General features: G+C 71.3%; 12 protein-coding genes and 1 tRNA gene. 9 read left to right on the top strand and 4 right to left on the bottom strand.

Annotated elements, in window-relative coordinates:
- Positions 1-386: 386 nt before the first annotated feature.
- From AB0D49_RS30280 to AB0D49_RS30250, 7 genes are all read left to right on the top strand, one after another.
- Entirely contained in the window at positions 387-857 is a 471-nt protein-coding gene (locus AB0D49_RS30280; RefSeq protein WP_362763302.1) for an Lrp/AsnC family transcriptional regulator, read from the top strand.
- A 62-nt stretch (positions 858-919) separates the two neighbouring features.
- Positions 920-1,567, top strand: a complete 648-nt coding sequence (locus tag AB0D49_RS30275) for an ABC transporter permease (RefSeq protein WP_362763299.1) — start codon at positions 920-922, stop codon at positions 1,565-1,567.
- Positions 1,560-2,798, top strand: a complete 1,239-nt coding sequence (locus AB0D49_RS30270; RefSeq protein ID WP_362763296.1) for a betaine/proline/choline family ABC transporter ATP-binding protein — start codon at positions 1,560-1,562, stop codon at positions 2,796-2,798. The genes AB0D49_RS30275 and AB0D49_RS30270 overlap by 8 nt, the downstream gene beginning before the upstream one ends.
- 74 nt (positions 2,799-2,872) lie before the next feature.
- Entirely contained in the window at positions 2,873-3,655 is a 783-nt protein-coding gene (locus tag AB0D49_RS30265; protein ID WP_362763543.1) for an ABC transporter permease, read from the top strand.
- A complete protein-coding gene (locus AB0D49_RS30260; protein WP_362763293.1) occupies positions 3,652-4,635 on the top strand; it encodes a glycine betaine ABC transporter substrate-binding protein in 984 nt (327 codons plus the stop codon). The genes AB0D49_RS30265 and AB0D49_RS30260 overlap by 4 nt, the downstream gene beginning before the upstream one ends.
- 118 nt (positions 4,636-4,753) lie before the next feature.
- The gene (locus tag AB0D49_RS30255) at positions 4,754-5,377 is read left to right on the top strand and encodes a helix-turn-helix domain-containing protein (RefSeq protein ID WP_362763290.1); all 624 of its coding nucleotides are present in this window, start codon (positions 4,754-4,756) and stop codon (positions 5,375-5,377) included.
- 116 nt (positions 5,378-5,493) lie between these two features.
- Entirely contained in the window at positions 5,494-5,685 is a 192-nt protein-coding gene (locus AB0D49_RS30250) for a hypothetical protein (protein WP_362763287.1), read from the top strand.
- A 273-nt stretch (positions 5,686-5,958) separates the two neighbouring features.
- On the opposite strand, the gene AB0D49_RS30245 is transcribed toward AB0D49_RS30250, so the two are convergent.
- The 4 genes from AB0D49_RS30245 to AB0D49_RS30230 form a co-directional block, all read right to left on the bottom strand.
- The gene (locus AB0D49_RS30245) at positions 5,959-6,750 is read right to left on the bottom strand and encodes a S16 family serine protease (RefSeq protein WP_362763284.1); all 792 of its coding nucleotides are present in this window, start codon (positions 6,748-6,750) and stop codon (positions 5,959-5,961) included.
- A 69-nt stretch (positions 6,751-6,819) separates the two neighbouring features.
- Positions 6,820-7,461: a helix-turn-helix domain-containing protein gene (locus AB0D49_RS30240; protein ID WP_362763281.1), complete on the bottom strand. Its 642-nt coding sequence runs from the start codon at positions 7,459-7,461 to the stop codon at positions 6,820-6,822.
- 613 nt (positions 7,462-8,074) lie between these two features.
- The gene (locus tag AB0D49_RS30235) at positions 8,075-9,865 is read right to left on the bottom strand and encodes a DEAD/DEAH box helicase (protein ID WP_362763278.1); all 1,791 of its coding nucleotides are present in this window, start codon (positions 9,863-9,865) and stop codon (positions 8,075-8,077) included.
- Between the two features lie 245 nt (positions 9,866-10,110).
- A complete protein-coding gene (locus AB0D49_RS30230) occupies positions 10,111-11,595 on the bottom strand; it encodes an MFS transporter (RefSeq protein ID WP_362763275.1) in 1,485 nt (494 codons plus the stop codon).
- Positions 11,596-11,954: 359 nt separating this feature from the next.
- On the opposite strand from AB0D49_RS30230, the gene AB0D49_RS30225 reads away from it, so the two are divergent.
- Together AB0D49_RS30225 and AB0D49_RS30220 are read left to right on the top strand one after the other, a co-directional pair.
- Positions 11,955-12,029, top strand: a tRNA-Cys gene (locus AB0D49_RS30225).
- 125 nt (positions 12,030-12,154) lie between these two features.
- On the top strand, positions 12,155-13,138 hold the full coding sequence (locus AB0D49_RS30220; RefSeq protein ID WP_362763272.1) for a superoxide dismutase: 984 nt from the start codon (positions 12,155-12,157) through the stop codon (positions 13,136-13,138).
- Positions 13,139-13,146: the final 8 nt, after the last annotated feature.

The raw sequence follows: 13,146 nt of genomic DNA, 5'->3' as shown, positions 1-13,146 counted from the left end.
TGGGGTGTGAGGGTGAGGCGTGAGGTCTGAGGAGGTTGGAGTGACGGGAGGGGTGGAGTGACCCGGGGGTAGTGGTCGGGGGTGGCGTGGCGGAGGGGGACTGGCGAGGGCGGGGCATGGAGGGACCGGGGTGGGCGCGGGTGCTGCGGGCTTCACGGGGGCGGCGTGCTTCACGGGTGCTACGGGCTTCACGGGGGCGGCGGGCTTCACGGGTGCTACGGGCTTCACGGGGGCGGCGGGCTTCACGGGTTCGGCGGGCGGGATGACGGTGGTCAGCCGGTCGGGCAGGATGTGCGGTGTCCCGGGCGTGTGCTGGGCAATGTGTCCAGCGCCGGGGCCGCCCGGGGCGCGGTGTGCGCAGTCGGGCGGTGGAGGCGGAGGGTCCCATGGCGATCGACCGGTTGGACGGACGGATCATCGTGCTGCTGGCGCGTGAGCCGCGGATCGGGGTGCTGGAGATGTCCCGGCGGCTCGGTGTGGCGCGGGGGACCGTACAGGCCCGGCTCGACCGGCTTCAGTCGAATGGAGTCATCCGGGGATTCGGGCCGCAGGTCGATCCCGCGGCGCTCGGCTACCCGGTGACGGCGTTCGCCACGCTCCAGATCCGGCAGGGGCAAGGGCCCGATGTCCGGGCCCACTTGGCGACCGTTCCGGAGGTGCTCGAACTGCACACCACGACCGGTACCGGGGACATGATGTGCCGCCTGGTGGCCCGCTCCAACGCCGATCTCCAGCGGGTGATCGACCGGGTCGTCGGTTTTGATGGCATCGTCCGGGCCTCCACGGCGATCGTCATGGAGAACCCCGTTCCGCTGCGGTTCATCCCGCTGGTGGAACAGGCGGCGCTCCAGGAGTGACGCCCGCCCCAGGGGCCCGGCGCGGAGGAGGCAGTCGGGCCGGCCGACCGGGGTGAGCGCGGGTGAACTTCTGGGAGTACCTGAGCAATCAGCACGAGCAGTTGCTCGTCGACGCCTATCAACACGCCAGCGCGGTGTTCCAGTGCATGGTGGTGGCGACCCTGATCGGGGTGGTCGTCGGGGTGGTCACCTACCGCACCGAGTGGGCCGCCGGGCTCGCCACGACCACGACCTCGACCCTGCTGACCATTCCGTCGCTGGCCATGATCGGTCTGCTGATCCCGGTCGTGGGGCTGGGCGTGCCGCCGACGGTGATCGCGCTGACGCTGTACGGGCTGCTGCCGATCGTGCGGAACGCGATCGTCGGGCTGCGCGGGGTCGATCCCACCCTGGTCGACGCGGCCAAGGGCATCGGGATGTCGCGGTTCGCCCGGCTGGCGCGGATCGAGCTGCCGCTGGCCTGGCCGCCGATCCTGACCGGTATCCGGGTCTCCACACAGATGCTGATGGGGATCGCGGCGATCGCCGCCTATGCCTCCGGTCCCGGGCTCGGCAATGAGATCTTCCGCGGGATCGCCTCGCTGGGCAGCAAGAACGCGCTCAACCAGGTGCTCGCGGGCACGCTCGGGATCATCGTCCTCGCCCTGCTGTTCGACGCCGCGTATGTGCTGATCGGGCGGCTGACCATTCCTAGGGGGATTCGTGCCTGACGCCGCCACCGGGGCCACGATCGAACTGGAGAACCTGAGCAAGCGGTACGCGGGCAATCCGCAGCCCGCCGTCGAGAACGTCAGCATGGAGATCAAGGCGGGCGAGATCGTCATCTTCGTCGGGCCGTCGGGGTGCGGTAAGTCCACCACGCTCAAGATGATCAATAGGTTGATCGAGCCGACCGGTGGCCGTATCCGGATCAATGGTGAGGACGTGACCGACATTGATCCGGTCAAGCTGCGCCGCAAGGTCGGCTATGCCATCCAGTCGTCCGGGCTGTTCCCGCACATGACGGTCGCGCAGAACATCGCGCTGGTGCCGAGGATGATCGGTTGGTCGAAAGGGCGGATCAAGAACCGGATCGAGGAGATGCTCGATCTCGTGGGGCTCGATCCGGGCGAGTTCCACGGCCGGTATCCCCGGCAGCTGTCCGGCGGGCAGCAGCAGCGGGTGGGCGTGGCGCGGGCGCTGGCGGCGGATCCGCCGGTACTGCTGATGGACGAACCGTTCGGCGCGGTCGATCCGATCACCCGTGATCACTTGCAGGACGAGCTGATCCGGCTCCAGCACGAACTGCACAAGACGATCGTGTTCGTGACGCACGACTTCGACGAGGCGATCAAGCTCGGTGACCGGATCGCGGTGCTGCGTGAACGTTCGCACATCGCCCAGTTCGACACGCCCGAGGCGATCCTGACGAACCCGGCGGACGACTTCGTGTCCGGTTTCGTCGGGGCGGGCGCGGCGCTGAAGCGGCTGAACCTGACCCGGGTCCGCGATGTGGAGATCACCGACTATCCGACGGTGACCGTGGACGACCCGCTCCAGGACATCTTCAATCTGCTGCGCTCCAGCGGGACGAACGAGATCCTGCTGCTCGACAAGCGCGGGCGGCCCTACAAGTGGCTGCGGCGCGGCGATCTGATGCGGGCCAAGAGCTCGCTCGCGCGGGCGGGCACGCTGGTGCACGACACGGTCACCCGGGACGCGACCCTGCGCGACGCGCTGGAGGCGGTCCTCACCGACAACGCCGGGCGTGTCGCGGTGACCGGGCGGCGCGGCGAGTACACGGGCGTGGTCGACATGGAGACGCTCATGAACTCCGTGCACGAACTGCTGGAGGCCGACCGTCTGGAGGCCATGGAGCACGCGCACGAACTCGCCGAGGCCCGCGCGCAGCAGACGCACGCCGAGCAGGAGGGCGGCACCGGGGCGGAGGCGACGGCGTGAGCACCTCGTCCGACCAGAGCCGCCCGCCGGGCGAGCACGACGTGAAGGGCCATCCGTTCCGGGACGAGGGTGAGGTGGCGACGGACAAGGAGCCCCCTCCCCCGCGTCCACCGGCGGCGCGCCGGATCACCTGGCAGAAGCTGACCTTCCTGCCGACGTTCCTGATCGCGCTGCTGCTGGGCACCTGGATCTGGTTCGACCAGGCCCAGCTGGACACGATCTCGGAGAACGCGCTGTCGAACGGGGCGGTGTCCAAGGCGCTGTGGCAGCACGTGCAGCTGACCGTGATCTCCACGTTCTTCGTACTGATCATCGCGATCCCGGGCGGCATCCTGCTGACCCGCAAGGCGTTCCGCAAGGCTCAGCCGGTGGCGATGACGGTGGCCAACGTGGGGCAGGCGACCCCGGCGATCGGGCTGCTGGCGCTGCTGGTGATCTGGCTGGGCATCGGCACCAGGGCGGCCCTGATCGGCATCATCATCTACGCGCTGCTGCCGGTGCTGTCGAACACGATCGCCGGGCTGCGGGCGAACGATCCGTCGCTGCTGGAGGCGGCCCGCGGCATCGGCATGTCGTCGACGGGGGTGCTGTCGCGGGTGGAGCTGCCGCTCGCGGTGCCGCTGATCCTGGCCGGGGTCCGTACGGCCCTGGTGCTCAATGTGGGCACGGCCACGCTGGCGGCGTTCGGCGGGGGCGGCGGCCTGGGCGTGCTGATCACCACGGGCATCACCAATCAGCGGATGCCGGTACTGCTGCTCGGTTCGATCCTGACCGTGTCGCTCGCGCTGCTGGTGGACTGGCTGGCGTCCCTGGCGGAGCTGCTGCTGCGGCCCCGGGGGCTGGAGGTGGGGACATGAGGAGGGCCGTGGGGCGGCGCAGGCTCTGTCTGGCGGTGGCCGGGGCGGTGCTGATGGCGGCGCCGGGCTGCGGACTGACCAGTGGCTCGCCCATGGTCGACGATGTTCATCCGGGATCGATCGGTCAGGGCGAACCACTCAAGGGCGCACAGCTGACCGTCACGTCGAAAGAGTTCACCGAGCAGCTCATCCTGGGCGCCATCATGGGCCTCGCCTGGAAGGCGTCCGGCGCGGAGGTGCTCGACCGTACCGGCATCCAGGGCTCGATCGGCGCGCGCGAGGCCGTCAAGACCGGCGAGGCCGACGGGATGTACGAGTACACGGGGACGGCCTGGATCACGTATCTCGGCAACTCGGAGCCGATCCCCAACGCCGAGAAGCAGTGGGCGGCGGTCCGCGCGGCGGACGCCAAGAACGGACTGACCTGGCTGCCCCCGGCGTCCCTGGACAACACCTACGCGCTCGCGATGAACCAGGCCAATTTCCAGAAGTACGGCACCCGGACGCTCTCCGAGGTCGCCGAGCTGTCCCGGCGGGACCCGGGCGCGGTGACGCTCTGCGTGGAGGGCGAGTTCGCCAACCGCGCGGACGGGCTCCCGGGCCTGGAGAAGGCGTACGGCATGCATGTGCCCGGCGGGAACATCACACAGATGGACACCGGGATCATCTACACCCAGACCGCGAAGGGGGCCTGCACGTACGGCGAGGTGTTCACCACCGACGGCCGGATCAGGTCCATGAACCTGGTGGTCATGGAGGACGACCGGAAGTTCTTCCCGATCTACAACGCGGCGCCCGAAATCAACACCAAGGCGCTGGAGAAGTGGCCGGCCATCGCGGACGTCCTCGACCCGATCACCAGGAAGCTGACGAACGAGGTGGCGCAGACCCTCAACGCACGGGTGGATGTGAACGGCGACGACCCACACGAGGTGGCCCTGGACTGGCTCAAGGCGGAGGGGTTCATCACGGAGGGGTGAGGGACGGGGGGAGGCACAGAGGGGCGCGGCATGGAGGGAGAGCCGGCCGCCAGCACACAAAGAAGACGTTGCAAAGAAATACTTGCACCGATCTCTTTGCATAGCTATCTTTGGACGCATGGAAGAGCCCGAGGACCTGCCCGAGTCGCCCGCCGCACCGCCACCGTCGAACCCGCCCGAGGTCCGCGTCCTGGACGCGCGTTCGCTGCGCGGGCTCGCCCATCCGCTGCGGATGCAGTTGCTGGACATGCTGCGCATCAGCGGCCCGGCCACGGCGTCCCAGCTGGCCGACCGGCTCAACGAGTCGAGCGGGGCGACCAGCTACCACCTGCGGCAGCTCGCCTCGTACGGATTCGTGGAGGACGACCCGGAGCGGGGCAAGGGCCGGGAGCGGTGGTGGAAGGCGGCCGTGAAGGGCCTGCACTTCGACGACGCGCTGCTGGCCGACACGAGCCCGGCCGTGCGCGGTGCGGCCGAGCTGTATCTGCATGAGATCGCGACGACCCATGCGCGCGAGGTGACCACCTGGCTCGGCAACCGGGAGCACTGGTCACGCGAGTGGGCCACCAGTACGGACCTCAGCAGCATGACGCTCCGGCTCACACCGGAACTCGCCCATGAGCTGATCGAGAAGATGCACGGCCTGGTGGACGGCTACCGCGATCGGGCCGGGGTCGAGGACGACCCCGACGTCCAGACCGTCCGCGTCCATACGCACGCCTTCCCGCTCATCCCGGACTGAGGCGAACGGAAACCGCCGGTTGATCACCGGCTGAGCAGACGAACACCACCAGATGATCGAAGCGCCATCCGACCAAGGTTGATCGAGGCACCACCCGACCAAGAGAGGCCCGTCCCATGACCCGCCCCGAGACCCACTCCGTGCTGCACCACACCCGCGCCGACGACCTCCGGGCCGAAGCCGACGCCCACCGGCTCGCCCGGCAGACGCGGGAGCCGCGTGATCTACGGACCCGGGTCGGCTGGACACTGGTGGAGGTGGGCCTGCGGCTGGTGAACCCGCCGCACCGCCCGGCACTGGCGAACTGAACCGCGCGGGACCGGCCCTTGGCAGCAGGATCGAGCGCCACTCGCGACCGGCACCCAGCACCCCGGAGCAACCGCCACGCGGCACCGGCACCCACCGATCACCACCCGGCCCCCGGCAGCCGGATCAAGCGCCGCGCGGCACCCGGCACCCGGCACCCGCCGATCACCAGCCGGCACCCACCGATCACCACCCCGCGCCCGACCCCCCGCAGCCGAATCAGGCCCCGCGCGGAAGCCGCCCCCGGTCAGGCCCCGCGCGGGACCCGCCCCCGGTCAGCAGCTAGGTACCGCCCCCGGGTCCGACTCCAGGGCCACCAGTGAGTCCACCGCCCCGTCCAGCGTCGTCACGGGGATCAGCCGCAGGCCCGCCGGAAGCTCCGCCTGCGCGTCCCCGCACTCCGCCTTCGGCACCAGGAAGACCGTGGCGCCGTCGCGCCGCGCGGCCTGCGTCTTCAGGGCCACTCCCCCGACCGCGCCGACCTCGCCGTCCGCGCTGATCGTGCCCGTCCCGGCGATCGTCCGGCCGCCGGTGAGGTCGCCGCCCTCGCCGTCGCCGTCGAGCTTGTCGATGATGCCGAGCGAGAAGAGCAGGCCCGCGCTGGGGCCGCCGACGTCGGCGAGCCTCAGGGTGACCTTCACCTCGCTTCCGCTCAGGCCGAGATGGGAGAGCGCCGCCTTGGTGGCGATGTCCTGGGACTCCCGCATCTGCTCGGCGTTGTACTCCTCGATCTCCCGGACGCTGCCCCCGCTCGGATAGACCGCGTCCCGCGGCATGACCGCGCGGTCCGTGCGGAACCAGTTGTCGATCACCTCGCCGAGCCCCACCTCCTCGTCGGGCAGGGTCGCCTCGATCGTTGTCATACGGAGCTGTCCCGAGGTGGCGCGGGTCGGCGCGCCGGAGATGGTGATCACGGGTTCGCCCCGGTTGTCGCCCAGCACGTTCGCGGTCAGACCGGGCTGCGCCACCGAGAACGGCAGCGGAGCGAACGCGGCCGTGGCGATCAGGCCCACCACGGGCACGGCACAGACGACGAGGGCCCAGGGGCGTGTGAGGCGAGAGAGCACGGAGTCAATCTAACGGCGCGCACATGATCCGTCCGCCGCCGGGGCACCGCGCGGGACCGCGTACGGCGCTCAGCGCAGCGCCTCCGCCACCTCCCGCGCCGCGTCCACCACCCGCAGCCCGACCCGCTCCGGCACCGCGTCCGAGAGCATGACGACCCCCACGCTGCCCTCGACCCCGCTCACCCCGAGCAGCGGCGCGGCGGCGCTGCTCGCCCCGGCCTCCAGTTCCCCGTGGGCGAGGGTGTACCCGGGGTCCGCCGGCGGTTGCTGCCGGGCGGCGAGGATCGCCTTCCCGGCGGCGCCCCGGTCCAGCGGATGGCGGAACCCGGCGCGGTAGGCCACGTGGTAGTCGGTCCAGGTCGGTTCCACCACGGCGACGGCGAGCGCGTCCGAGCCGTCCACCAGCGTCAGATGCGCGGTCGCGCCGATGTCCTCGGCGAGCGAGCGCAGGGCGGGCAGCGCGGCTTCCCGTACCAGGGGATGCACCTGGCGGCCCAGGCCCAGCACACCGAGCCCGACCCTGGCCCGGCCGCCCAGATCGCGCCGGACGAGGGCGTGCTGCTCCAGGGTCGCCAGCAAGCGGTAGACGACGGTCCGGTTGACGCCCAGCTTGTTGGAGAGTTCGGTGACGGTCAGCCCGTGGTCCGTGTCGGCCAGCAGCTTGAGGACCCGCAGGCCCCGGTCGAGCGTCTGAGAGGTCTCCGCGGTCACGACGCCCACTCCTTAGTGGTGAGGGTCGGCGGCCTCCTGGGCGGCGGGGCGCCGCCGAGTCCCGTCGGCGACGCGCATCAGAGGCTGCCGATCGGCTGACGGCCCGACGGCGTCCGGGCCCAGGTCGCTTCACGGCTGCGCTCCGCGGCGACGCTGCCACGGGGCGTGTGCGTAGCGGGACAGTAGCGAGCCGGTTCGCTCAGCGGAAGGCTCCGTCCAGAATCCGGTCAATGGCCGGTATGGACTTGGTCACATTGACCGGATACGAGCAGGACTGTCCAAGGGCGATCGTTCGCACCGGGCAACGCCGATCGTTTGCGTCCCCGGGCGGTGAGGTGATGAGCGATCGATCCTCGGATGATCGTTCGGACATACGATCACCGGTCGATCGCCCCCCTGAGAGGCGGCTCCGAGAAGCGGCCCCGAGAAGCGGCTCCGCCAGGCGCAGCGCACGGCCCGGTCCGATCTGGACGCGTACGGGTCCGGCCCTGTCCGGCCGACTCACCGCGTCCGACTCACCGCGTCCGGCTCACCGCGTCCGACTCACCGCGTCCGGCTCACCGCGTCCGACTCACCGCGTCCGGCTCACCGCATCCGACTCACCGCGTCCGGCTCACCGCATCCGGGTCGCCCACTCCTGCACCTTCGCGATCCGCTGCCGCAACTGCCCGGCGGTGGCCTCCGCGGCGGGCGGCCCCCCGCACACCCGGCGCAGCTCGGTGTGGAGGACACCGTGCGGCTTACCGCTCTGGTGGACGTACGCGCCGACCATGGTGTTGAGCTGGCGGCGCAGTTCCATCAGCTCCTTGTGGCTGACGACCGGGCGGCGCTCGGCGGGGAGTTCGAGGAGATCGGCCTCGTCGTCCGGCTTCTTGCGGCTGTGCGCGATCTGCCGGGCCTGCCGCTTCTGGAGCAGCAACTGCACCTGATCGGGCTCCAGCAGCCCGGGGATGCCGAGGTAGTCCTGCTCCTCCGCGCTGCCGGGATGGGCCTGCATCCCGAACTCGGCGCCGTTGTACATCACCCGGTCGAAGACGGCGTCCGACTCTAGCGCCTCGAAGGGCAGCATGTCCTGGTCGCCGGTGTCCTCGTCCTGCTGCCGCTCCGCCTCCGCGAGGAGCTTGTCCTCCTCGGCGTACGGGTCCTCCTCGGTGTCCTTCTTCGGCTTGTCGAGGACGTGGTCGCGTTCGCGTTCCATCTCGTTCGCGAACCCGAGCAGATCGGGCACGGTCGGCAGGAACACCGACGCCGTCTCGCCGCGCCTGCGCGACCGGACGAAACGCCCGACCGCCTGGGCGAAGAACAAGGGGGTCGAGATCGTCGTCGCGTACACACCGACCGCGAGCCGGGGCACGTCGACGCCCTCGGACACCATCCGCACCGCGACCATCCAGCGGTCGCTGCCCTGGCTGAACTCGTCGATCCGGTCGGAGGCGCCGGAGTCGTCGGACAGCACGACCGTCGCACTGTGCCCGGTGATGTCCCGGATGAGCTTGGCGTAGGACCGCGCGGAGTCCTGGTCGGTGGCGATGACCAGCGCCCCGGCGTCCGGGATCGCCTTGCGCACCTCGGTCAGCCGCCGGTCGGCGGCGCGCAGCACGGCCGGCATCCACTCGCCGCGCGCGTCCAGCGCCGTACGCCACGCCTGGCTGACCGCGTCCTTGGTCATCGGCTCGCCGAGCCGGGCCTCGATCTCGTCGCCCGCCTTGGTGCGCCAGCGCATGTTGCCGCTGTAGGAGAGGAAGATGACGGGCCGCACGACCCCGTCCGCGAGCGCCGAGCCGTAGCCGTAGGTGTAGTCGGCGGAGGAGCGGCGGATGCCGTCCGCGCCCTCCTCGTACGCCACGAACGGGATGGGATTGGTGTCGGAGCGGAACGGTGTACCGGTCAGCGCCAGCCGGCGGGTCGCGGGCTCGAACGCCTCCAGACACGCCTCGCCCCAGGACTTGGAGTCACCGGCGTGATGGATCTCGTCCAGGATGACCAGCGTCTTGCGCTGCTCGACCCGGTTGCGGTGCAGCATGGGGCGCACGCCGACGCCCGCGTAGGTCACCGCGACCCCTTGATAGTCCTTGCTGAGCGGTCCCGCGCTGTACTCCGGGTCCAGCCTGATCCCTATCCGGGCCGCGGCCTCCGCCCACTGCTTCTTCAGATGCTCGGTGGGCGCGACCACGGTCACCTGCTGCACGACATGGTGGTGCAGCAGCCAGGACGCCAGGGTCAGCGCGAAGGTGGTCTTCCCGGCGCCGGGCGTGGCGACCGCGAGGAAGTCCCGCGGCTGCTCCTGGAGATATCTCTCCATCGCCCCCTGCTGCCAGGCCCGCAGCTTGCTCGCGGTACCCCAGGGCGCCCGGCCGGGAAACGCCGGGGACAGATGATGCGAGTGAGACGTGGAAGCAGACATAGGCGTGGGCTCGAAGAGCCCTCCATGGACGGGGGTGGCGGGCGACGGGCGGGCGGTAGTCACGGTCTCCGGGATGTGGTCGGGCGGCGGCTGTCGTGCGCCGTAGCGGTACGGCGCCGTACGGGGCTACGTATGACAACCGGGCCACCCTACCGGCGCCCCGCCCCGGTCAACGCGCGGACGATGCCGGGTCACCCCCGGGTGGGACCCAGCTCACATCCGCGCCCCGGCGACTCCCCCGCCCCTCACGCCTCTTCGGGCACCCGCAGCCTGCGCGTCACCACCGCCCCGACCAGCGCGACCACCGCCATCGGCAGGAACACCACCGCGAACGCGACCGGGGAACCGCCCGAGGCCTCGGTGGCGGCATGGCCGACCGTGCCGCCGCCGAGGGCCGCGAAGGCGGCGCCGCCGAGGGCCAGCAGCATCACATTGGACAGCGCGTCGGAGATCTGGAGCGCCGCCGAGTTGCTGCCCGCCTCGCTGGGCGCGGAGAGCTGGAGCAGCAGCACACTGGTCGAGGCGATCACCAGCCCCATCCCGAAGCAGCCGAACGCCCACGCCACGGCCAGCGTCCAGGCCGGCACCGACTCGATCAGCACACTCGGCGCCGCCGCGATCGCCGCCGCGACCAGCACCATCCCGACGGTCATCAGCCGCTCCCGGTACGGCTCCAGCCGCGGCCGGGACTGCACCCACGACCCCACCGCCCAGGTCACCCCGCCCGCCGCCAGCGAGAACCCGGCCAGCGTCGGGCTCAGCCCCCGCTGGGTGACCAGCATCAGCGGCACGAACGACTCCGCCGCGATGAACGACCCCGCCGCCACGCCCCGCAGCAGCACCACCGACGGCAGCCCGCGCGCCGCCCGGTACGTGCCCCGCGGCAGCAGCCCCAGCACGGCCGGGACCAGCAGCGCCGCGCCCGCCACCGCGGGCAGCAGCGACAGCCAGCGCAGATCCTGCGCCGCGTACTGCAACAGCCCCGCGCCCAGCGAGATCCCGAACGCCAGCCGGATGCGCCGCCGGTCGAACGACGGCCCGCCCTTGCCGCCCCCGCCCCCGTCGCCGTCCGCGCCGTCCACCGGGCCCGCCAGCCGCCGGATCTGCGGCAGCGCGAGCGCCAGCGGCAGCACGACCAGGGCGGGGATGCCGAGGAACACCCAGCGCCAGCCGAGGTGCTCGGTGACCGCGCCCGCCGCCAGCGGCCCCACGATCGACGGCACCACCCAGCTCGCCGCGAACGCCGCCATGATCGCGGGCCGCAGCCGCTCCGGGTACGCCCGGCCGACCACCACGTACAGCGCCACGATCACCAGGCCGCCGCCCAGGCCCTGCACCGCGCGCCCCAGGATGAACGGCACCATCGACGCGGCCGTCCCCGACAGCAGCAGCCCGACCGCGAACGAGGCGATGCCCGCCGTCACCGGTCCCAGCGGCCCCCGCCGGTCCGACCACTGCCCCGCCAGCACCATCCCGAACAGGCTCGTCGTGAAGTACCCCGAGAAGGCGAAGGCGTACAACGACAGCCCGTCCAGCTCCCGCGCCGCCACCGGCATCGCCGTCCCTACCGCCGTCGCCTCGAAGGCGATCAGCAGCACCACCGAGGTGATCCCGATACTGAGCGCCCGGTACGGCCGGCTCAGCACGCTCTCCTTCGGCCCGCCCGCAGGCCCTCCGGTGGTCATGGTGCTGTCGGCGACCTCGGTGTCGCGGGGTATCGGGCTCGTCATGACCAGCAGAGTAAGGGCCGCAGTCAAGTTTTACCCCTGTCGGGAGGCCGTCGTGAGCTGGGACCTTGGTCCTACGACGGTCCTACGACCGGCGCCCACGCCCCCACCGCCCGGTCCCCCGGTCTCCCCCTGACCCCCTTCTCACCGGTCTTCCCCTCGTCCCTCCCGTCGGCCTTCCCGTCGGCCTTCTCCTCGTCCGTCCTTCTCGTCACCTTTCCCTCGCCGTCCCCACAGCCTTCCCCGCGGATCTCCCGCCCCCCTTTCATGAACCCTTGTGAACGCCGTATGGCAGTCCTATTGCGGCCCCCGCGCATCCCTTGAGCCCCCCGCACACCGCGCCCTACCGTCGTTCTCACCACGACCGTGTGCCCGAGAGGCTCAGGGGCTGGACTGCAAATCCAGTTACGCGGGTTCGATTCCCGCCACGGTCTCCACGTCGTCCTCCGGGGCGGGCGAGGCGGGCGGGACGGAGAGCGGCGTCTCTCAGCCCGCTCACAGAGTGGGGTGGTTGTCTCGGGGCTCCGAGAGCCCCCACCTCACTCGCCCCGGAGGCCGAGCCTTGTCCCGGAACCTGTCCCGGAATCACCCCCTCCCCCACCGTCGTACCCTTCTCGCCGGAACCGCGCTCGCCGCGCTGGCCGGCGCCTTCGGCACCGCACCGGCCGACGCGGCCCCCGTGTCCCCCGCTGCCGCCAGGCCGTCCCCCGACGGCTGGCCCACCGAGATCCCCCTCCCCGACGGCTTCCTGCCCGAGGGCATCACCATCGGCACCGGTCCCTACGCCTACTTCGGTTCCCGCGCCGACGGGGCCGTGTACCGCGCCGATCTGCGCACCGGCCGGGGCACCACGGTCTACGCGGGCCAGACCGGCACCGGCACCAACGGGCTGAAGCTCGACCGCGACGGACTGCTCTACCTCTCGTCCGGGGCCACCGGAGGCGCCGCCCGGATCGTGGACTCCCGCACCGGCAAGCTCGTCGCCCACCATCAGCTCACCGACCCGGCCGGACACTTCATCAATGATGTGACCCTGCTCGGCGACCGGGCCTGGTTCACCGACTCCTACGGTGCCGTCCTCTACGGCGTCCCGCGCGGGCGCGGCACCGGCACGGTCCATGAGCTGCCGCTCGGCGGCGACTGGGTGCAGCCCGCCACCGGGATCGGCGCCAACGGCCTGGTCGGCACCCCCGACGGCAGGGCCCTGATCGTCGTCAACGGCGGTCGGCTCTACCGCGTTCCCCTGGACACCGGTACGGCCGTCGAGATCGCCCTGAGCGGTACCTCCTCCCTCACCTACGGCGACGGTCTGCTGCGGAGCGGCCGGACCCTCTTCGTCGTCCAGAACCGGCTCAACCAGGTCAGCGTCCTCACGCTCGACGCCTCGGCCCGTACGGCGGTGCTCCGCCGTACGATCACGGACCCGCGCTACGACGTGCCCACCACCGCCGCGCGGTACGGCGACCGGCTCTATGTGGTCAACGCCCGCTTCAGCACTCCGCCGACGCCGGAGACCACCTATAGCGCGATCGCCGTGTCCCTCTGAGGACGCCG

This window comes from Streptomyces sp. NPDC048290, from assembly GCF_040652095.1.
Classification (GTDB): domain Bacteria; phylum Actinomycetota; class Actinomycetes; order Streptomycetales; family Streptomycetaceae; genus Streptomyces.
This window is presented reverse-complemented; position numbering and strand designations above follow the sequence as displayed.

Excerpts from the sequence above, each read along its gene's own strand:
- AB0D49_RS30250 (WP_362763287.1), top strand. The coding sequence starts at position 5,494 with ATGACCCGCCCCGAGACCCACTCCGTGCTGCACCACACCCGCGCCGAC.
- AB0D49_RS30230 (WP_362763275.1), bottom strand. The coding sequence starts at position 11,595 with ATGACGAGCCCGATACCCCGCGACACCGAGGTCGCCGACAGCACCATG.
- AB0D49_RS30235 (WP_362763278.1), bottom strand. The coding sequence starts at position 9,865 with ATGTCTGCTTCCACGTCTCACTCGCATCATCTGTCCCCGGCGTTTCCC.
- AB0D49_RS30255 (WP_362763290.1), top strand. The coding sequence starts at position 4,754 with ATGGAAGAGCCCGAGGACCTGCCCGAGTCGCCCGCCGCACCGCCACCG.
- AB0D49_RS30260 (WP_362763293.1), top strand. The coding sequence starts at position 3,652 with ATGAGGAGGGCCGTGGGGCGGCGCAGGCTCTGTCTGGCGGTGGCCGGG.
- AB0D49_RS30280 (WP_362763302.1), top strand. The coding sequence starts at position 387 with ATGGCGATCGACCGGTTGGACGGACGGATCATCGTGCTGCTGGCGCGT.